Annotated in this window: 17 protein-coding genes; 10 read left to right on the top strand and 7 right to left on the bottom strand. The window is 74.0% G+C overall.

The features are described 5' to 3' along the window. Positions 1–2: 2 nt before the first annotated feature. The 3 genes from ACFUJ1_RS31720 to ACFUJ1_RS31710 form a co-directional block, all read right to left on the bottom strand. A complete protein-coding gene (locus tag ACFUJ1_RS31720) occupies positions 3–491 on the bottom strand; it encodes an FxsA family protein (protein WP_378650995.1) in 489 nt (162 codons plus the stop codon). Positions 492–553: 62 nt separating this feature from the next. After that, positions 554–1213, bottom strand: a complete 660-nt coding sequence (locus ACFUJ1_RS31715; protein ID WP_378650994.1) for a response regulator — start codon at positions 1211–1213, stop codon at positions 554–556. Positions 1214–1234: 21 nt separating this feature from the next. Beyond that, positions 1235–2395: a sensor histidine kinase gene (locus tag ACFUJ1_RS31710; RefSeq protein ID WP_378650993.1), complete on the bottom strand. Its 1161-nt coding sequence runs from the start codon at positions 2393–2395 to the stop codon at positions 1235–1237. 42 nt (positions 2396–2437) lie between these two features. On the opposite strand from ACFUJ1_RS31710, the gene ACFUJ1_RS31705 reads away from it, so the two are divergent. From ACFUJ1_RS31705 to ACFUJ1_RS31695, 3 genes are read left to right on the top strand one after another with little or no spacing between them, the layout of a single operon-like run. Continuing rightward, entirely contained in the window at positions 2438–3205 is a 768-nt protein-coding gene (locus ACFUJ1_RS31705) for a TSUP family transporter (RefSeq protein ID WP_378651007.1), read from the top strand. Between the two features lie 56 nt (positions 3206–3261). Beyond that, positions 3262–4803, top strand: coding sequence for a TldD/PmbA family protein (locus ACFUJ1_RS31700; RefSeq protein WP_378650992.1), 1542 nt, complete (start codon positions 3262–3264; stop codon positions 4801–4803). Then, positions 4800–6203 (top strand): metallopeptidase TldD-related protein, encoded by a 1404-nt coding sequence (locus ACFUJ1_RS31695; protein ID WP_378650991.1) that lies wholly within the window; start codon positions 4800–4802, stop codon positions 6201–6203. The genes ACFUJ1_RS31700 and ACFUJ1_RS31695 overlap by 4 nt, the downstream gene beginning before the upstream one ends. Here ACFUJ1_RS31695 and ACFUJ1_RS31690 read toward each other — a convergent pair whose 3' ends face one another. Both ACFUJ1_RS31690 and ACFUJ1_RS31685 read right to left on the bottom strand, forming a co-directional pair. After that, on the bottom strand, positions 6204–6599 hold the full coding sequence (locus ACFUJ1_RS31690; protein WP_378650990.1) for a PPOX class F420-dependent oxidoreductase: 396 nt from the start codon (positions 6597–6599) through the stop codon (positions 6204–6206). Between the two features lie 23 nt (positions 6600–6622). Then, positions 6623–7177, bottom strand: coding sequence for a PadR family transcriptional regulator (locus ACFUJ1_RS31685; protein WP_378650989.1), 555 nt, complete (start codon positions 7175–7177; stop codon positions 6623–6625). Positions 7178–7251: 74 nt separating this feature from the next. On the opposite strand from ACFUJ1_RS31685, the gene ACFUJ1_RS31680 reads away from it, so the two are divergent. From ACFUJ1_RS31680 to ACFUJ1_RS31670, 3 genes are all read left to right on the top strand, one after another. Beyond that, positions 7252–7965 (top strand): glyoxalase, encoded by a 714-nt coding sequence (locus ACFUJ1_RS31680; RefSeq protein WP_378650988.1) that lies wholly within the window; start codon positions 7252–7254, stop codon positions 7963–7965. A 40-nt stretch (positions 7966–8005) separates the two neighbouring features. After that, complete coding sequence (locus tag ACFUJ1_RS31675) at positions 8006–9010, top strand: hypothetical protein (RefSeq protein WP_378650987.1); 1005 nt, start codon at positions 8006–8008, stop codon at positions 9008–9010. Between the two features lie 75 nt (positions 9011–9085). Beyond that, positions 9086–9730: a dihydrofolate reductase family protein gene (locus tag ACFUJ1_RS31670; protein WP_378650986.1), complete on the top strand. Its 645-nt coding sequence runs from the start codon at positions 9086–9088 to the stop codon at positions 9728–9730. Between the two features lie 3 nt (positions 9731–9733). Here the strand turns inward: ACFUJ1_RS31670 and map are convergent, their stop codons facing one another. Next, entirely contained in the window at positions 9734–10498 is a 765-nt protein-coding gene (gene map, locus ACFUJ1_RS31665; protein ID WP_378650985.1) for a type I methionyl aminopeptidase, read from the bottom strand. Between the two features lie 99 nt (positions 10499–10597). On the opposite strand from map, the gene ACFUJ1_RS31660 reads away from it, so the two are divergent. Continuing rightward, positions 10598–10861 (top strand): helix-turn-helix transcriptional regulator, encoded by a 264-nt coding sequence (locus tag ACFUJ1_RS31660; RefSeq protein ID WP_378650984.1) that lies wholly within the window; start codon positions 10598–10600, stop codon positions 10859–10861. A 7-nt stretch (positions 10862–10868) separates the two neighbouring features. On the opposite strand, the gene cobN is transcribed toward ACFUJ1_RS31660, so the two are convergent. Next, complete coding sequence (gene cobN, locus ACFUJ1_RS31655; RefSeq protein ID WP_378650983.1) at positions 10869–14513, bottom strand: cobaltochelatase subunit CobN; 3645 nt, start codon at positions 14511–14513, stop codon at positions 10869–10871. Positions 14514–14725: 212 nt separating this feature from the next. On the opposite strand from cobN, the gene cobG reads away from it, so the two are divergent. Genes cobG through ACFUJ1_RS31640 form a run of 3 tightly spaced genes read left to right on the top strand, consistent with a single transcriptional unit; the run spans position 14726 to position 18133 of the window. After that, positions 14726–15913 (top strand): precorrin-3B synthase, encoded by a 1188-nt coding sequence (gene cobG, locus ACFUJ1_RS31650; protein WP_378650982.1) that lies wholly within the window; start codon positions 14726–14728, stop codon positions 15911–15913. A 25-nt stretch (positions 15914–15938) separates the two neighbouring features. Next, a complete protein-coding gene (locus ACFUJ1_RS31645; protein ID WP_378650981.1) occupies positions 15939–16574 on the top strand; it encodes a precorrin-8X methylmutase in 636 nt (211 codons plus the stop codon). Then, entirely contained in the window at positions 16571–18133 is a 1563-nt protein-coding gene (locus tag ACFUJ1_RS31640) for a precorrin-2 C(20)-methyltransferase (protein WP_378650980.1), read from the top strand. The genes ACFUJ1_RS31645 and ACFUJ1_RS31640 overlap by 4 nt, the downstream gene beginning before the upstream one ends. Positions 18134–18151: the final 18 nt, after the last annotated feature.

Here is an 18151-nt window from a genome sequence, read left to right as displayed (position 1 = left end):
GGTCAGCCCTTGGTCAGCGAGCGGCCGCCGGAATCGCCCGCCGCCGGATCCCACACGGTACGTACCACCGAGCCGTCGACCACGGTGCCGTCGGCGTCGATGATCACCCGGTTCCCCTGCACGGTGTCCAGCACCCGCGCGGCCCGGCGCGCGGCGAAGGCGGTGAGCGCCGGGCGCAGCAGCGCGCGAGTCGGCGGTAGCAGCACCAGCAGCCCGAGCACCGAGGTGAGCAGCCCGGGGACGAGCACGAGCAGCGCGCCCGCGGCGACGAGGGCGCCGTCCGCGACGGCGGTGCCCGCCCGCAGCTCGCCGCGGCCGACCCGGCGGAACCCGTCCAGCACCTTCCTGCCCTGCCCGGCCACGAGCAGGACGCCGACGGCGGAGCAGGCGATGAGCAGCAGGATCGCGGCGCCGACCCCGGCGAAGTGCGCGACGGCGACGAAGGTGGCGATCTCGGCGACGAGGTAGACGGCGAGCAGTACGGCGGGCATGGCGTTCCTTCCGGGACGATCTAGGGGTACCAACGCGCGAGCGCCCGATTTTTCTCCCGGCGCTACCCGCCCGGACGTACCAATCCGGTCTCGTAGGCCAGCACGACGGCCTGCACCCGGTCGCGCAGCCCCAGCTTGGTGAGCACCCGGCCCACGTGCGTCTTGACCGTCGCCTCGGAGAGGAAGAGCTCGCGGGCGATCTCGGCGTTGGAGCGGCCCGCCGCGATCTGCTCCAGCACCTCGCGCTCGCGGGCGGTGAGCGCCGCCAGCACCTCGGGGTCGCGGGAGGGAACCGGATCCTCGGCGATCAGCCGGTCCAGCAGCCGCTTGGTGACCTTGGGCGAGACGACGGCGTCACCGGCGGCGACGCTGCGGATGGCGGAGACCAGGTCCTCCGGCGGGGTGTCCTTGAGCAGGAAGCCGCTCGCCCCGGCCCGCAGCGCGCCGAGCGCGTGCTCGTCCAGGTCGAAGGTGGTCATCACCAGCACCTTGCAGCCGTCGCCCGCCTCCAGGATGCGGGCGGTCGCGGTGACCCCGTCCACCACCGGCATCCGGACGTCCATCAGCACCACGTCGGGGCGCAGCTCCTTCGCTTTGCCGATGGCGGCGGCGCCGTTCTCCGCCTGCCCGACCACCTCGAGGTCGTCGTGTGCCCCCAGCACCATCTCCAGCCCCATGCGCATGAGCTCCTGGTCGTCCACGACGAGCACGGTGATCGGCACGTCCCCACTGTATCGGCGGTGTCACGGGGTTTCCCGGTGCACCGGAAGCTCCGCGGCCACCCGCCAGCGCCCGGACGGCTCGCGCCCGGCCGCCATGACCCCGCCGAGCACCGCGATCCGCTCCCGCATGCCGACCAGTCCGAGCCCGCTGCCGGTGATTGCGGTGTGCACCGGGACGCCGCCGGTATCGACCACCTCGATGTGCACCCGGTCGCCGGTGCGGCGCACGGTGACCCAGGCCTTGGGGTGCGCGCCCGCGTGCCGCAGCGTATTGGTCAGCGCCTCCTGCACCACCCGGTGCACGCCGAGGCTGACCTCGGGCGGGACGTCGTCGAGCTCACCGCTGAGCTCCAGGTCGACCGCGAGCCCGGTGTCCCGCATCATCGCCACCACCCGGGCGATCCCGGCGGTGCCGTGCTGCGGCAGGTCGTCGGGGGCGTGCTCGGTGCGCAGCAGCGCGACGGTGCGGCGCAGCTCGCGCAGGGCGTCCCGGCCGGTGCCCGCGATGGTGCCGAGCGCGCGCTCGGCGGCGTCGGGGTCGCGGCGCAGGGTGTAGCGGGCGCCGTCGGCCTGCACGATCATCACGCTCACCGTGTGCGCGACCACGTCGTGCAGCTCCCTGGCGATCCGGGTGCGCTCGGCGGCGACGGCGTCGTGCGCGCGGCGCTCCCGGTCGTAGTCGGCGACCGCGAGCCTGGCCTGCACCTCGGTGTCGTAGGCGTGCCTGGCGCCGGTGAACTCGGCCAGCGTCCAGCACAGCGCGTAGAAGGTGAGCGTGGAGGCGACCACCGTGGTCGGGTCCTGGTGCAGCACCAGCATGGTGCTCACGCCGTCGGCGAGCAGCAGTGCCAGATAGAACAGCCCCTGCCGCCTGCCCACGTACGCGACCAGGGTGTACAGCGCGATGCCGAGCCCGAGCGAGCTCGGGTGCAGGGTGTGGTCGCCGAGCGCGCCGGAGAGCCCGGTGCTCAGCTGGGCGAGCACGAACAGCGCCAGCGCGGCGGTGCGCGGGTAGACCCGGCGCACCACCACCGGCAGCGGCAGCAGCAGCGCGAAGACCAGGAAGACCGGCTTCTGGGTGCTGCTCTGCAGCGCGGCCAGGTCGAGCAGGAAGAGCCCGACGGCGAGCACCGAGTCGGCGACGACGGGGTTGTCTCGGACCCACAGGCTGAACCGGCGCACGCCGCCCACCCTAGGCCGGTGGCCGTCTGCTTGGCTGGGACCGTGCAGGTGACGGACTGGATGGTGCTGCTCACGGCGGCTGCGGCCGCGGGCTGGGTGGATGCGGTGGTCGGCGGCGGCGGGCTGATCATCCTGCCGACGCTGCTCCTGGTCGCGCCGGGCATCACGCCGCAGACCGCGCTCGCCACCAACAAGATGGCGGCGGTCGCGGGCACCTTCGCCTCGGTGCTGACCTTCGCCCGCCGGGTGCCGCTGCGCTGGCCGGTGCTGATCCCGGCGGCGCTGCTGGCCGCGGTGACGGCGGCGGCGGGGGCGGCGGCGGTCTCGCTGATCGACCGCGCGCTGTTCATCCCGATCGTGCTGGTGGTGCTGGTCGGGGTGGCGGTCTTCGTGACGCTGCGGCCCGCGATCGGGGTCACCATGGCGACCGACCCGCCGACCCGGCGGCGCACGCTGCTGGTGATCGGGCTCGCGGCCGGGCTGATCGGCTTCTACGACGGCATTCTCGGCCCGGGCACCGGCACCTTCCTGATCATCACCTTCGCCACCCTGCTCGGCACCGAGTTCGTGCGCGCCGCCGCGATGGCCAAGGTGATCAACTGCGGCTCCAATGTCGGCGCGCTGCTCTACTTCGCGCTCACCGGGCACATCCTGGTCGCGCTCGGCGCGGCCATGGCGGTGACGAACATCGCCGGCGCGGTGGTCGGGTCGCGGATGGCGCTCGCCCGCGGGGCCGGGTTCGTCCGGATCGTGCTGCTGGTCGTGGTGATCGGGATGGTGCTGCGGCTGGGCTGGCAGCAGTTCGGCTGACCCGGCCCGGCGGATTCGGATCGCGGGGTGCCGGGGCCACCGGCTAGCGTGGGCGGGTGAGCATTTCGCACTCCCCCGGCGCACCGCACGAGGTGGACGCCGAATTCCTCGCGCTGCCGCTGCGCCGGTTGGCCGACGCGGCACTCGGTGCCGCCCGCGACGCCGGGGCGTCGCACGCAGACCTGCGGGTGCACCGCCTGGTCACGCAGTCGATCCGGCTGCGCGACGGCCGGGTCGAGGCGATCACCGACGGCACCGAGCTCGGCTTCGCGGTGCGGGTGATCGTCGACGGCACCTGGGGCTTCGCCTCGCACGCGGTGCTGACCGCGGAGACCGCGGCCGAGGTCGCCCGCCGCGCGGTGCACGTGGCCACCACGCTGCGGGCGCTGAACCGCGAGCGTGTCGAGCTGGCCGACGAGCCGGTCCACACCGACGCGCGCTACGTCTCGGACTACGCGCTCGACCCCTTCGCGGTGCCGACCGGCGACAAGGTCACGCTGCTGCAGGAGTACTCCGAGCGGCTGGCCGCCGCCGACGGCGTCGATCACGTGTCGGCGTCGGTGCTGCAGGTCAAGGAGCAGACCTTCTACGCCGACACCGCGGGGTCGGCGATCACCCAGCAGCGGGTGCGGCTGCACCCGCAGCTGGAGGCGGTCACGGTGGACGCGGGCTCGGGCGTCTTCGAGTCCATGCGCACCCTGGCCGCCCCGGCCGGGCGCGGCTGGGAGTACGTCACCGGCGCGGACGGGGTCTGGGACTGGGCCGACGAGCTGGCCCGGATCCCCGGCTGGCTGGCCGAGAAGGTGAAGGCGCCCGGCGTCGTCGCGGGCCCGGCCGACCTGGTGATCGACCCGACCAACCTGTGGCTCACCATCCACGAGTCGATCGGCCACGCCACCGAGTACGACCGCGCCATCGGCTACGAGTCCGCCTACGCGGGCACCTCCTTCGCCACCCCCGACAAGCTGGGCACGCTGAAGTACGGCACCCCGATCATGCACGTCACCGGCGACCGCACCGAGCGCTTCGGGCTGGCCAGCACCGGCTGGGACGACGACGGCGTGGCCGGGCAGCGCTGGGACCTGGTGCGCGACGGCGTGCTCGTCGGCTACCAGCTGGACCGGGTCTTCGCGCCGCGGCTCGGGCTGGAGCGCTCGAACGGCTGCTCCTACGCCGACTCCCCGCACCACGTGCCGATCCAGCGGATGGCGAACGTCTCGCTGCAGCCCGACCCCGAGCGCGATACCGGCACCGCCGAGCTGATCTCCCGGGTCGAGGACGGCATCTACATCGTCGGCGACCGCTCCTGGTCGATCGACATGCAGCGGTACAACTTCCAGTTCACCGGGCAGCGCTTCTTCCGGATCCGGAACGGCGAGCTGGCCGGGCAGCTGCGCGACGTCGCCTACCAGGCCACCACCACCGACTTCTGGGGCGCGATGGAAGCCGTCGGCGGGCCGTCGACGGTGCGGCTCGGCGGCGCCTTCAACTGCGGCAAGGCGCAGCCGGGGCAGGTCGCCGCGGTGAGCCACGGCTGCCCGTCGATCCTGGTGCGCGGCATCAATGTTCTGAACACCAGAGCGGAGGCGGGGCAGTGACCGCGAACGAGACCGTCCCCGGCGGCGAACTGGTGGAGCGCGCGCTCGCGCACTCCACCGCGGACGAGACCATCGTGCTGGTCACCGATGCACACGAGGCGTCGCTGCGCTGGGCCGGGAACTCCATGACCACCAACGGCTCGTCGGTGGCGAGGCAGTGGTCGGTGGTGGCGATCGTGCGCGAGGGGCCGAACGCGGCCCGGGTCGGCGTGGTCGGCTCGACCAGCATGGACCCCGGCGAGATCGGCACCGTCGTGCGCGCCGCCGAGGCCGCCGCGCGCGGCGCCACCCCGGCCGGTGACGCGGTTCCGCTGCTCGAGGCCGCCGCCACCCGCGGTGCGGGCGACGACGACTGGGCGGCCGCACCCGCGGGCACCGACATCGAGGTCTTCACCGGGCTGGCAGGCGACCTGGCAGCCGGCTTCGACGGCGCCGACCGGCTCTACGGCTTCGCGCACCACCAGGTGCACACCACCTGGCTCGGCACCTCGACCGGCGTGCGGCGCCGCTTCACCCAGCCCACCGGCTCGGTCGAGATCAACGGCAAGCGCGGCAGCGGCGACGAGGTGGCCAGCGCCTGGGTCGGGGTCGGCACCACCGACTTCGCCGACGTGGACACCCAGGGGCTGCTCGCCGACCTGAGCCGCAGGCTGGACTGGGCGGGCCGCCGGGTCGAGCTGCCCGCCGGGCGCTACGAGACGCTGCTGCCGCCGTCCGCCGTCGCCGACCTGATGATCTACCTGACCTGGTCCATGGAGGGCAGGGCCGCGCACGAGGGGCACACCGCCTTCTCCCGCGCGGGCGGCACCAGGATCGGCGAGCAGCTGACCGAGCTCCCGCTCACGCTGTACTCCGACCCCGCCGCCGCCGGGCTGGAGTACCGGCCGTTCGTGGCGACACCGGCCTCATCGGAGCTGCTCTCGGTCTTCGACAACGGGCTGCCCGCCGAGCGGGTGGACTGGGTGCGCGACGGCGCCGTGCGCTCGCTGGTCTACCCGCGCGCCACCGCAGCCGAGTTCGGCACCGCGCCCACCGTGCCCGGCGACAACCTGCTGCTCACCGGCGGCTCGGCGGCCACGCTGGACGAGATGGTCGCGCGCACCGAGCGCGGCCTGCTGCTCACCACGCTCTGGTACATCCGCGAGGTGGACCCGGCCACGCTGCTGCTGACCGGGCTCACCAGGGACGGTGTCTACCTGGTTGAGGACGGCGCGGTCACCGCGGCGGTGAACAACTTCCGGTTCAACGAGAGCCCGCTGGACCTGCTGCGCCGCACCGCCGAGGCCGGGGCCACCGAGATCACGCTGCCGCGCGAGTGGAAGGACTGGTTCACCCGCACGGCCATGCCGCCGCTGCGGATCCCGGACTTCCACATGTCCTCGGTGAGCAAGGCGACCTGATCAGGCCGGGGCCGCCGCCGGGGTGATGGCGACCCCGATGGTGCCGTCCTTGCCGCGCCGGATATTGCTGCCGAGGATCAGCAGCGGCGCGGTGAGCCAGTACTTGCGGCGCAGCAGCGAGCGCACCTTCTCGGTGCCCGCGGCGTCCAGCACCCGGGCGCTGCCGTGCTCGATCACGTCGCCGGTCGGCTTGCCCCTGGCCGAGCAGGGCTGCAGGGTGACGGTGCCGTCCCGGCGGATCCGCTTGACCTTGCCCGCGTTGGTCTCGGTCCACACGTAGAGGGTGTCGCCCTCGGAGACCACCCAGACCGGCGTCGCCACCGGCGTGCCGTCCTTCCGGAATGTGGTCAGCAGAACGTAGTTCGCGGTGGCGACGGCGCCGAAGCTTGTGCTCATGCCCGGCAGCGTAGCCGGGAAAGTCAGCGATCGTCCGCCATGCGGTACTCCCCCGCCTCGAGTCGCGCGATCACGCCGTCGGTCCAGCCGGTCAGGTTGCCGAAGACGCTGCTCCAGAGTTCCAGCAGGTCGGTGGTGTGCGGGGTCTCGTAGCGGCCGGGGAAATCCGGCACCATGCCGAGCAGCTCGCGCTCCACCTCGGCGCTGCGTGTTCGCTGCTCGCGTAATCGCGCGAGCACGTGCGCGCGGGGCAGCGCGTCCATGAAGGCGATGGCGGCGCCGAGCTCCTCCATGTCGATGCTCACCAGCGCCTCGTCCATGAGCGTGCGGAACTCCCGCTCCCCCGCCGCCGTCAGCGCGTAGAGCGTCCGGCCGGGGCCGCGGTCGCCCGGCTCGGTGCCGAGCTCGCGCAGCTTGCCCTCGGCGGTGAGCTGCTTGAGCGCGTGGTGGATCGAGCCGGGGCGCACGTTGGTCCAGGTCTCGGCGCGCCAGTCGAGCAGCTCGCGGCGCACCGCGTACCCGTGCGCGGAGCCGCGCCCGCGGATCACCCCGAGCACGAGCAGGCGTACCGCGGCCATCCGCGCCCCTTCCTTGACGAGCGATGCGTGCCCACCCTAGCCTGGTAATCAAATTTGACTACCTAGGAGGGGTTGTGGCGGATACCGCCGTACCGGTCATGTGGGCGGGCGAGCTGAGCGCGACGCTGGATTTCTACAAGGTGCTCGGATACGAGGTGACGTACGAGCAGAACCGGCCGTACAGCTACGGCGCGATCCGGCGTCCGGGGTACGACCTGCACTTCTTCGCGCCGCCGAAGGGCGATCGCGGGCCCATCGAGAACGTCGGCTGCCTGGTCATGGTCGGCGAGGTGGAGGAGCTGCACGCCGGCTTCAGCGCCGCGCTGCGCGCGAAGTACGGGCGGGTGCCCGCGCGCGGCATCCCGCGGATCACCAGGATGCGGCCGGGCCAGACCCGGTTCACCGTGTACGACCCGGCGGGCAACGGCATCACCTACATCCGGCACGACGAACCGGAGATGGAGTACGGCGGCTCGACGAAGCTCACCGGCCTGGCGAAGGTCATCGACAATGCCCGCATCCTGCGCTTCTCCAAGCAGGACGACCCCGCCGCGCGCCGCGCGCTGGAGGCCGGGCTGCGCAGGCACGGCGGCACCGCGACCGCACTCGAGCGTGCGCACGCCCTCGCCGACCTGGTGGAAATCGCCGTGGCCGAGGAAGATTCGGCCCGCGCCGCCGAGCTGCGCGGAAAGATCGCCGAGCTGGAGCTGAGCGCGGAGGAGCGCACGACGATCGCCGAGCACCTGCGGATCGCCACCGATCTCGCGGAGTGGCTGGATACCGACTGAGGTTTGCGCGCGGCCGTCATCGCGGGAAGGATCGGCGACCATGTCCACGGATGTGCAGCTGATCGGCGATGCGCTGGAATTGCCCGGCGGGGTGCGGGTGACCTTCGTCCGCACCCTCCGGCTCCCCGAGGAGGGCACCTACCCGCTACCGCCCGGGCTCGGGTCGTTCCCGCTGCGCCGGGTGGCCGACTACCCGGAGACGGTGCCCGCCGAGTGGCGCGAGCGCGGCGGCGTGATGCTCCCGGTGTACCAGCGGGAGGCCATGTGGCTGCGGTTCGCCGCGGCCGCGCCCGCCGCGCTGCGGGTCGGGATCGGCAAGGTGTGCGCGGTCTCCGGGAAGCCGTGGAGCGGTGCGTTGGCGCGGGAACCGCAGAACTACCTCGCGCTGCCGCGGCAGCCGTGGCTGGACGGGATCAACTCCGGCACCGGAACGGTCCGGCAGTTCGTCGCGGTGCCGCTCGGGCTCGGCGCGACGGTCGAGGGGCAGCTCACCGGGAGCGAGGAGTGGGGCGGGGTGCAGCTCGCGGCGCATCCGCTCACCGACGCGGCCAGGGCCGCGTGGGAGGCCGAGCAGCGGGCCCGCCCGCCGCTCGCCCGCAGCGCCGGGCCCGCCTACGGAGCGGCCCCCGCGGCGCCCGCGGCCTACTCGGCACCCGCCGGGGCACCGCCGCGGCGGGCCATGGGGCTCGGGGCGGGCGGCACCATGCGGCAGGAGATCGTCGCCGACACCCGCCCGCTCACCGACTACCGGCCGGAGCCGGCCGGGCGGGTCTTCGTGCACCTCGCCTCGGCGGCGGAGTGGAGGGCGATCACCGGCGAACCGGCCCCGGCCACCCCGATCACCGCGCACGCCTACGCCGAGCACGGGCTGCCGTGGTTCGAGTACTACGACGCGGACGCCGACGACCTGCCCGCCGCCGACGAACTCGCCGGGGTGCGCCCCACCGGCGACTGGCTGGCCGACGAGGGCGAGAATCCGGCCGTCACGCAGCCGCTCCCGGTGATCACGATCGGCAAGAAGCCGGTGGCCGACGGCGAGTGGTGAGCCGTCCGGCCGAACCTGTCACCGGGTCGCGGTAGCGTCCCGGCGGACAGCGTCCCCGACCGGGAGGAACCCACCGTGCCACCACTCGTGCGGGTACAGAACTTCGGCGTCTCCGCCGACGGCTTCGGCGCAGGCGAGGGCCAGAGCCGCGAGCGCCCCTTCGGCCACGCCGACCCGGGAGCGCTGCTCGGCTGGGTGGGCCCGACCGCGCACTGGGTGAACCGGACCGACCCGGGCGGCAGCTACGGCCTCGACGACTACTTCACCCGCGACTACGACCGCAATATCGGCGCGGAGATCATGGGGCGCAACAAGTTCGGGCCGCAGCGCGGGCCGTGGGAGGACCACTCGTGGGAGGGCTGGTGGGGTGCGGAGCCGCCGTTCCGCACCCCGGTCTTCGTGCTCACCCACCACCCGCGCCCCGCCATCACGCTCGGGGAGACCACCTTCCACTTCCTGGACGCCACGCCGCGGGAGGCGCTCGATCGCGCGCTCGCGGCAGCGGACGGGCAGGATGTGCGGATCGGCGGCGGCGTGCACACCGTGCGGGAGTTCCTCGACGCCGACCTGATCGACACCCTGCACGTGTCGGTCGCCCCGATCGAACTCGGCGGCGGCGAGCGGCTGTGGAGCAGCCCGGACGAGCTCACGGATCGGTTCCACCTGGAGCGGGTGCCGAGCACGAGCGGCGTGGTGCACCACCTGTTCTGGCGGCGGTAGCGCTCAGGCGGCGGTGAGGATCAGCGGGCCGTCGGCCGTGACGGCGACGGTGTGCTCGGTGTGCGCGGTGCGCGAGCCGTCGGCGGAGCGGATGGTCCAGCCGTCCGGGTCGGTGACGATGCGATCGGTGGTGCGGGCGAACCAGGGCTCGATGGCGATGGTCAGGCCGGGGCGCAACCGGTAGCCGCGGCCGGGGCGCCCGGCGTTGGGGATGTGCAGGTCCTCGTGCATGGTGCGGCCGATGCCGTGGCCGCCGTACTCGGTGTTCACCGGGTAGCCCGCCGCCCGCGCGACCGCCTCGATGGCGGCGGAGACGTCGCCGATCCGGTTGCCGGGCCGCGCGGCGGCGACGGCGGCAGCCAGCGCCTCCTCGGTGGCGCGGATCAGCCGCAGGTCCTCGGCGTCCGGGGTGCCCGCCACCGTGGTGATCGCGGCGTCGGCGGCCCAGCCGTCGATGGTGACGGCGAGATCGGCGGTGAGCACGTCGCCGTCGCGCAGCACGTAGTCGAACGGGAGGCCGTGCAGCACGGCGTCGTTCACCGACAGGCAGACGGTGTTGCGGAACGGGCCGCGGCCGAAGGACGGGGCGTAGTCCCAGTAGCAGGAGACGGCGCCGCGCTCGGCGATCCGGTCGCGCACGTAGCGCTCCAGGTCCAGCAGGTTCGCGCCGACCACGGCGCGGTCACGGACCCCGGCCAGCACGTCGGCGACGAACGCGCCGGTGACCCGCATGCGCGCTATCTCCGCGGGGGACTTCAACTCGACCATGGGCACCTCCGGTATAGGAATACCGGAGCAACGGTAGCCGAGCCGGTATTTGAATACCAATTCTTGCGGTATATCAATACCGGCCGCTACGGTGTCCGCATGGTTCGCCTCCCCCTGACCCCGGCCCAGCTCGAAGCGGGGCGCAGGCTCGGCACGCGGCTGCGCGCCGCCAGGGGCGCGCGCGACCCGGGCGCGATCGCGCACGCCGCGGGGATCTCGCCCGAGACGCTGCGCAAGATCGAGACCGGGCGGCTGCCCTCCCCCGGCTTCGGCACCGTCGTCGCGCTCTGCCACGCGCTCGACCTGCCGGTTCAGGAACTGGCCGAGGTCTGGCGCTCGGCCGGGCTCGCCGAGACCGCCTGACCCCGCGCTACTCCAGCTCGCCCTCGGTCTCCAGGTAGACCTCGCGCAGGCGGTCCAGCGTCTCCGGCTCGGGCTGCGCCCACATGCCGCGCTCGGCGGCCTCCAGCAGCCGCTCGGCGATGCCGTGCAGCGCCCACGGGTTCGACTGCGTCATGAACTTGCGGTTCACGTCGTCGAAGACGTAGCTCTCGCTGAGCTTCTCGTACATCCAGTCGGCGACCACGTCGGTGGTGGCGTCGTAGCCGAAGAGGTAGTCGACGGTCGCGGCCATCTCGAAGGCGCCCTTGTAGCCGTGCCTGCGCATCGCCTCCAGCCAGCGCGGGTTCACCACGCGGGCGCGGAAGACCCGGGTGGTCTCCTCGGAGAGGGTGCGGGTGCGCACCGCGTCCGGGCGGGTGCTGTCGCCGATGTAGGCCTCCGGGTTCTTCCCGGTGAGCGCGCGCACGGTGGCGACCATGCCGCCGTGGTACTGGAAGTAGTCGTCGGAGTCGGCGATGTCGTGCTCGCGGGTGTCGGTGTTCTTCGCCGCGACCGCGATCCGCCGGTAGGCGGTGCGCATGTCGTCGGCGGCCGGGGCGCCGTCCAGGTCGCGGCCGTAGGCGAAGCCGCCCCACGCGGTGTAGACCTGCGCGAGGTCGTCGTCGGTGCGCCAGCTCTTGGAGTCGATGAGCTGTAGCAGGCCGGCGCCGTAGGTGCCCGGCTTGGAGCCGAAGATGCGGGTGGTGGCGCGGCGCTCGTCGCCGTGCTCGGCGAGGTCGGCGGCGGCGTGCGCGCGGACGTAGTTCTGCTCGGCGGGCTCGTCCAGCCCGGCGACCAGCCGTACCGCGTCGTCCAGCAGGGCGAGCACGTGCGGGAAGGCGTCGCGGAAGAAGCCGCTGATCCGGACGGTGACATCGATCCGGGGGCGGCCGAGCTCGGCGAGGTCGAGCACCTCGAGCGTGGTGACGCGGCGGCTGGCCTCGTCCCACACCGGGCGCACGCCGAGCAGCGCGAGCACCTCGGCGATGTCGTCGCCGGAGGTGCGCATGGCGGCGGTGCCCCAGACCGAGATCCCGACCGAGCGCGGGTACTCGCCGTGGTCGGCAAGGTACCGCTCCAGCAGCGAGTCGGCCATGGCCTGGCCGGTCTCCCAGGCCAGCCGGGACGGGACCGCCTTGGGGTCGACCGAGTAGAAGTTGCGGCCGGTGGGGAGGACGTTGATCAGGCCGCGCAGCGGGGAGCCGCTCGGGCCCGCCGGGACGAAGCCGCCGTTCAGGGCGTGCAGGACGCGATCCAGTTCGATGCCGGTGCCGCGCAGGCGGGGGACTACTTCGCGCGCCGCGAAGCGGAGCACCGCGCGCACGGGTTCGGTGTCGGTGACGCCCTCGAGCGCGGCGCGGATCGCCCCCGCGGCGGCGGCGGTGCCTTCCGGCGCGGCGGAGGCGGCGGCGTCGACGATGGCGTCGACCGCGTCGACGGACCAGTTCGCGGCTTGCAGCGCGGCGACGAGGGCGCGGGCGCGCTCCTCGACGGCGTCGACGCGGGTCCGCGATTCGCTTCCGGACTCGTCCAGGCCGAGCGCCTCGCGCAGCCCGGGCACCGAGTGCTCACCGCCCCAGAGCTGGCGGGCGCGCAGCATGGCGAGCACCAGGTCGAGCTCGGTCTCCCCGGCGGGCGCCTGGCCGAGGATGTGCAGCCCGTCTCGGATCTGCACGTCCTTGATCTCGCAGAGCCACCCGTCGACGTGCAGCAGCATGTCGTCGAAGACGTCCTCCTCCGGACGCTCGGCGAGCCCGAGGTCGTGGTCCATCTTGGCGGCGCGCATGAGCGTCCAGATCTGCTGCCGGATAGCGGGCAGCTTGGCCGGGTCCAGCGCGGAGATGTTGGCGTGCTCGTCGAGCAGCTGCTCCAGCCGGGAGATGTCGCCGTAGGTCTCGGCGCGCGCCATCGGCGGGATGAGGTGGTCGACCAGGGTGGCGTGCGCCCGGCGCTTGGCCTGCGTGCCCTCGCCCGGGTCGTTGACCAGGAACGGGTAGATCAGCGGCAGGTCGCCGAGCGCGGCGTCGGTGCCGCAGGAGGCGGACATGCCGAGCGTCTTGCCCGGCAGCCACTCCAGGTTGCCGTGCTTGCCCAGGTGCACGACGGCGTCCGCGCCGAACCCGTCCGCCAGCCAGCGGTACACCGCCAGGTAGTGGTGGCTCGGCGCGAGATCCGGGTCGTGGTAGATCGCGACCGGGTTCTCGCCGAACCCGCGCGGCGGCTGCACGATCAGCACCACGTTGCCGAACCGCAGGGCCGCGATGACGATCTCGCCCGCCGGGTCGGCCGAGCGGTCCACGTAGAGCTCACCGGGCGGCGGGCCCCAGGACGCGATCACCGCTTCGCGCAGCTCCTCCGGCAGCGTCTCGAACCAGGCGGTGTAGGCGGCGGCGCCGATCCGGACCGGGTTGCCCTCGAGCTGCTCGGCGGAGAGCCAGTCCGGGTCCTGCCCGCCCGCCGCGATGAGCGCGTGGATGAGCGCGTCGCCGTCCCGCTCCTCCAGCCCGGGCACCTCGCCGGGGGCGCCGATGTCGTACCCGGCGGCGCGCAGCTCGTGCAGCAGGCGGATGGTGCTGGCCGGGGTGTCGAGGCCGACGGCGTTGCCGATCCTGGCGTGCTTGGTCGGGTAGGCGGAGAGCATGAGCGCCAGCTTCTTCTCCGGGGCCGGGATGTGCCGGAGCCGAGCGTGCCTGGTCGCGATCCCGGCGACCCGGGCGGCGCGCTCCGGGTCGGGCACGTAGGTGGAGAGCCCGTCCGCGTCGAACTCCTTGAAGGAGAACGGGACCGTGATGATCCGGCCGTCGAACTCCGGCACCGCCACCTGCGTGGCGACGTCGAGCGGGGAGAGTCCGTCGTCGTTCGCCGCCCACTGCGCGCGGCCGGAGGTCAGGCAGAGCCCCTGCAGGATCGGGACGTCGAGCGCGGCCAGCGCGGCCACGTCCCAGGCCTCGTCGTCGCCGCCCGCGGCGGCGGTGGCCGGGGTGCTGCCGCCCGCCGCGAGCACGGTGACGATCAGGGCGTCCGCGGCGCGCAGGGTGTCGAGCAGCTCGGGCTCGGCGGTGCGCAGCGAGGCGCAGTACACCGGCAGCGGTCTGGCGCCCGCGGCCTCGAGCGCGTCGCAGAGCGCGGCGATGTAGCCGGTGTTCCCGGCGAGGTGCTGGGCGCGGTAGTAGACCACCGCGACGGTCGGGCCGTCGAGCGCGGCGGCCGCCCGCTCCAGCACGCCCCAGGCGGGCAGCTGCACCGGCGGGCGGAAGCCGATGCCGGTGAGCAGGACGGTGTCGGAGAGGAAGTGGTGCAGCTCGCGCAGGTTGTCCGGACCGCCCGCGGCGAGGTAGTTGTGCGCGTCGGCGGCGACGCCGCCCGGCACCGTGGAGAGCTCCATGAGCTCGGCGTCCGGGGCGTTCTCGCCGCCGAGCGCGACCAGCGGGACGCCTGCGGCGCCGAGCGCGGCCAGCCCCTCCTCCCAGGCGCGCTTGCCGCCGAGGATGCGGACGATCACCAGGTCGGCGCCGTCCAGCAGCGCGGGCAGGTCGTCGACAAGCAGCCGGGCGGGGTTGGCCCACCGGTAGCCCGCGCCGCTGGCGCGGGCGCTCAGCAGATCGGTGTCGGAGGTGGAGAGCAGCAGGATCACGAACGACCTTCCTCGGGAGACGCGCCCAGCGGGATGTGGTGCTCGCCGGAGAGGGTCTGGCTGTGAACAGTGGCGCGACCGCACCGGACTTGCACCGGTTTCCTCATGGCTTCCCGCGAGCATTCGGGATGCTACCGGGAACGGACGGGGGCGCTCGACGCGCGGTTCCGGGGGCGGCAGCGGCCGCGGCGGGTCCGTAGGCTGGAGCGGTCATGACGCGATCGAATGCTGATTCCTGCCCGGGGGTGCTTCGGCTGCACGAGGCCGCCGACGGGCCGCTCGCCCGGGTGCGGGTGCCCGGTGGGCAGCTGGGAGCCGCCGGGCTGCTGGCGCTGGCCGAGGCCGCGGAGGAGCTCGGGGACGGCGCGCTGGAGCTGACCTCGCGCGGGAACGTGCAGCTGCGCGGGATCCGGGACGCCACCGCGCTCACCGAGCGGCTCGGCGCGGCCGGGCTGCTGCCGAGCGCCACCCACGAGCGGGTGCGCAATATCGTCGCCTCGCCGCTCTCCGGGCTGACCGGCGGGGTGGCCGACGTGCGCGAGCTGGTCCCGGCGCTCGATGCCGGGCTGCGGGCCGCGCCGGAGCTGGCCGAGCTGCCGGGCCGGGTGCTCTTCACGCTGGACGACGGGCGCGGGGACGTGAGCGGGTTCGGCGGCGACATCGGCCTGCACGCGGTGGAGCACGGGGTGTTCGCGGTGCTGCTGGCCGGGGCGGACAGCGGGATCCGGGTCGCCGCCGGGGACGCGGTCGGGCTGGTGCTCGCCGCCGCCCGCGCCTTCGCGGAGGTCCGCGGGGACGGGTGGCGGTTGGCCGAGGTCGCGGACGGGGCCGCGCGGGTCCGCGAGCTGCTCGGCTTCGCGTCCACCGCGCCGGGGCCGGTGGTCCCCGACCCCGCCGACCATCCGCCGATCGGCTGGCTGCCGCAGGACGACGGGCTGGTCGCGCTCGGCGCCGGGGTCCGGCTCGGGGTGCTGCCCGCGCGCACCGCGCTCTTCGTCGCGGCCGTCGAGCAGCCGGTGCTGGTGACGCCGTGGCGCGGGCTGGTCGTCCCCGGCCTGGACGAGTGGACCGCCGAGCAGGTGGTCCGGGTGCTCGCCCCGATGGGGCTGATCTTCGACGCGGAGTCGCCGTGGGTGCGGGTCAGCAGCTGCGCCGGGGCGCCGGGTTGCGCGAAGTCGCATACGGACGTGCGCGCCGATGCCACCGCCGCGGTGGCGTCGGGGCGGGTGGCGAGCCCTGCCGACGGGACGGGTGCGGCGCTCGGCCCGATTCCCGCCGGGGACGTCCTGGCGTCCGGGCGCCAGCACTGGTCCGGGTGCGAGCGGCGGTGCGGGCACCCGCACGGCCCGGCGACCGATATCGTCGCCGGCCCGGACGGCTACCGGGTGACCGGGCCCTGACCGCCGACGTCCTACTGTTGTGCCCATGTCCGTAACCCGTGCCGGCTACCTCACCGATGGTGCCGAGATCTACCGGCGGTCCTTCGCCACCATCAGGGCGGAGGCGAACCTGGAGCGCTTCCCCGCCGACGTCGCGCAGGTGGCGGTGCGGATGATCCACGGCACCGGACAGGTCGACCTCGCCGACGACATCGCCTTCTCCCCCGGCGTCGTCACCGCCGCCCGCACCGCGCTCCGGGCGGGCGCCCCCATCCTCTGCGACGCGACCATGGTCGCCGCAGGCGTCACCCGCAAGCGCCTGCCCGCGGCGAACGAGGTGCTCTGCACCCTCGGCGACCCGCGCACCCCCGCGCTCGCGGCCGAGCTCGGCACCACCCGCTCCGCCGCCGCGCTCGAGCTGTGGCGGGACCGGCTGGCGGGTGCCGTCGTCGCCATCGGCAACGCGCCGACCGCGCTCTTCCACCTCTTCGACATGCTCGACGCCGGGGCCCCGCGCCCCGCCGCGATCCTCGGCATCCCGGTCGGCTTCATCGGCGCGGCCGAGTCCAAGGAGGCGCTGATCGGCTACGGCGGGGTCGAGTACCTGACGGTGCGCGGCAGGCGCGGCGGCAGCGCCGTCACCGCGTCGGCGCTGAACGCGATCGCGAGCGAGGCGGAGTGAGCGGCAAGCTGTGGGGCATCGGGCTCGGCCCCGGCGACCCGGAACTCGTCACCGTCAAAGCGGCGCGGATCATCGGCGCGGCGGATGTGGTCGCCTTCCACAGCGCCAGGCACGGGCGCAGCATCTCGCGGGCGATCGCGGCGCCCTACCTGCGGGCGGGGCAGCTCGAGGAGCACCTCGTCTACCCGGTGACCACCGAGACCACCGACCATCCCGGCGGGTACCAGGGCGCCATCGACGAGTTCTACGAGCAGGCCGCCGAGCGGCTCGCGGCGCACCTCGCGGCCGGGCGCTCGGTGGCGCTGCTCGCCGCGGGTGACCCGCTCTTCTACAGCTCGTACATGCACATGCACCGGCGGCTCGCCGATCGCTTCGAGGCCGAGGTCGTTCCCGGCGTGACCTCGGTGAGCGCGGCCTCGGCCGCGCTCGGCACCCCGCTGGTCGAGGGCGAGCAGGTGCTCACCGTGCTGCCGGGCACGCTGCCCGCCGCCGAGCTCGCCGAGCGGTTGCGCGCCACCGAGGCGGCGGCCGTCCTCAAGCTCGGCCGCACGTACCCCGCCGTGCGGCAGGCGCTCGCCGACTCCGGCCGGCTCGACGACGCCTTCTACATCGAGCGCGCCAGCACCGGTCGGCAGCGGATTCTGCGCGCCGCCGACGTGGACGAGCGCAGCGTCCCGTACTTCGCCATCGCCGTCGTGCCGGGGCCGAAGCCGGAGACGCGGATTCCGCTGACCGCGGAAGGGGCGCGAGCAGAGCCGCCGCGCTCGGCGAGCGACAACGGAGCCGAGCAGGGCGACGGCGGCGCGCTCGCGGGGAGCGCGGGCGAGGTGGTCGTCGTCGGCCTCGGGCCGGGCGACCCGAACTGGACAACGCCCGAGGTCACCGCGGCCCTGGCCGAGGCGACCGACCTCGTCGGGTACACCACCTACATCGATCGCGTCCCGGCCAGGCCGGGCCAGCGCAGGCACGCCAGCGACAACCGGGTGGAGTCCGAGCGCGCGGCCATGGCGCTCGACCTGGCCCGGCGCGGCGCTCGCGTCGCCGTCGTCTCCTCGGGCGACCCCGGCGTCTTCGCCATGGCCGCCGCCGTCCTGGAGGAGGCGGCGGACCCGCGCTGGGCGGGCGTCCAGGTCCGGGTGCTGCCCGGCGTCACCGCCGCGCACGCCGTCGCGTCCAGGGCGGGCGCCCCGCTCGGCCACGACTACGCGACGATCTCGCTCTCCGACCGCCTCAAACCGTGGGAGGTCGTGGCCGGGCGCCTCGCCGCGGTCGCCGCCGCCGACATGGCCATCGCCGTCTACAACCCGGCCTCGTCCCAGCGCACCTGGCAGGTCGCCGCCATGCGCGACCTGCTGCTCGAGCACCGCGCCCCGGACACCCCGGTGATCCTCGGCCGCGATGTCGGCGGCCCGGCCGAATCCGTCCGCGTCGTCGCCCTCGCCGAGCTCGACCCGGCCGAGGTCGACATGCGCACCCTGCTGATCATCGGCGCCTCCACCACCGCGGTGCACGGCAGGCGGGTCTTCACCTCGCGCCGCTACGCCGCCCTGCCGCGCTAATATTCCACAAAGGAAGGT

Source organism: Nocardia sp. NPDC057227 (assembly GCF_042669725.1).
Lineage (GTDB): Bacteria > Actinomycetota > Actinomycetes > Mycobacteriales > Mycobacteriaceae > Nocardia > Nocardia asteroides_A.
This window is presented reverse-complemented; position numbering and strand designations above follow the sequence as displayed.

Excerpts from the sequence above, each read along its gene's own strand:
- ACFUJ1_RS31675 (WP_378650987.1), top strand. The coding sequence starts at position 8,006 with ATGTCCACGGATGTGCAGCTGATCGGCGATGCGCTGGAATTGCCCGGC.
- cobG (WP_378650982.1), top strand. The coding sequence starts at position 14,726 with ATGACGCGATCGAATGCTGATTCCTGCCCGGGGGTGCTTCGGCTGCAC.
- map (WP_378650985.1), bottom strand. The coding sequence starts at position 10,498 with ATGGTCGAGTTGAAGTCCCCCGCGGAGATAGCGCGCATGCGGGTCACC.
- ACFUJ1_RS31720 (WP_378650995.1), bottom strand. The coding sequence starts at position 491 with ATGCCCGCCGTACTGCTCGCCGTCTACCTCGTCGCCGAGATCGCCACC.
- ACFUJ1_RS31645 (WP_378650981.1), top strand. The coding sequence starts at position 15,939 with ATGTCCGTAACCCGTGCCGGCTACCTCACCGATGGTGCCGAGATCTAC.
- ACFUJ1_RS31660 (WP_378650984.1), top strand. The coding sequence starts at position 10,598 with ATGGTTCGCCTCCCCCTGACCCCGGCCCAGCTCGAAGCGGGGCGCAGG.
- ACFUJ1_RS31685 (WP_378650989.1), bottom strand. The coding sequence starts at position 7,177 with ATGGCCGCGGTACGCCTGCTCGTGCTCGGGGTGATCCGCGGGCGCGGC.
- ACFUJ1_RS31690 (WP_378650990.1), bottom strand. The coding sequence starts at position 6,599 with ATGAGCACAAGCTTCGGCGCCGTCGCCACCGCGAACTACGTTCTGCTG.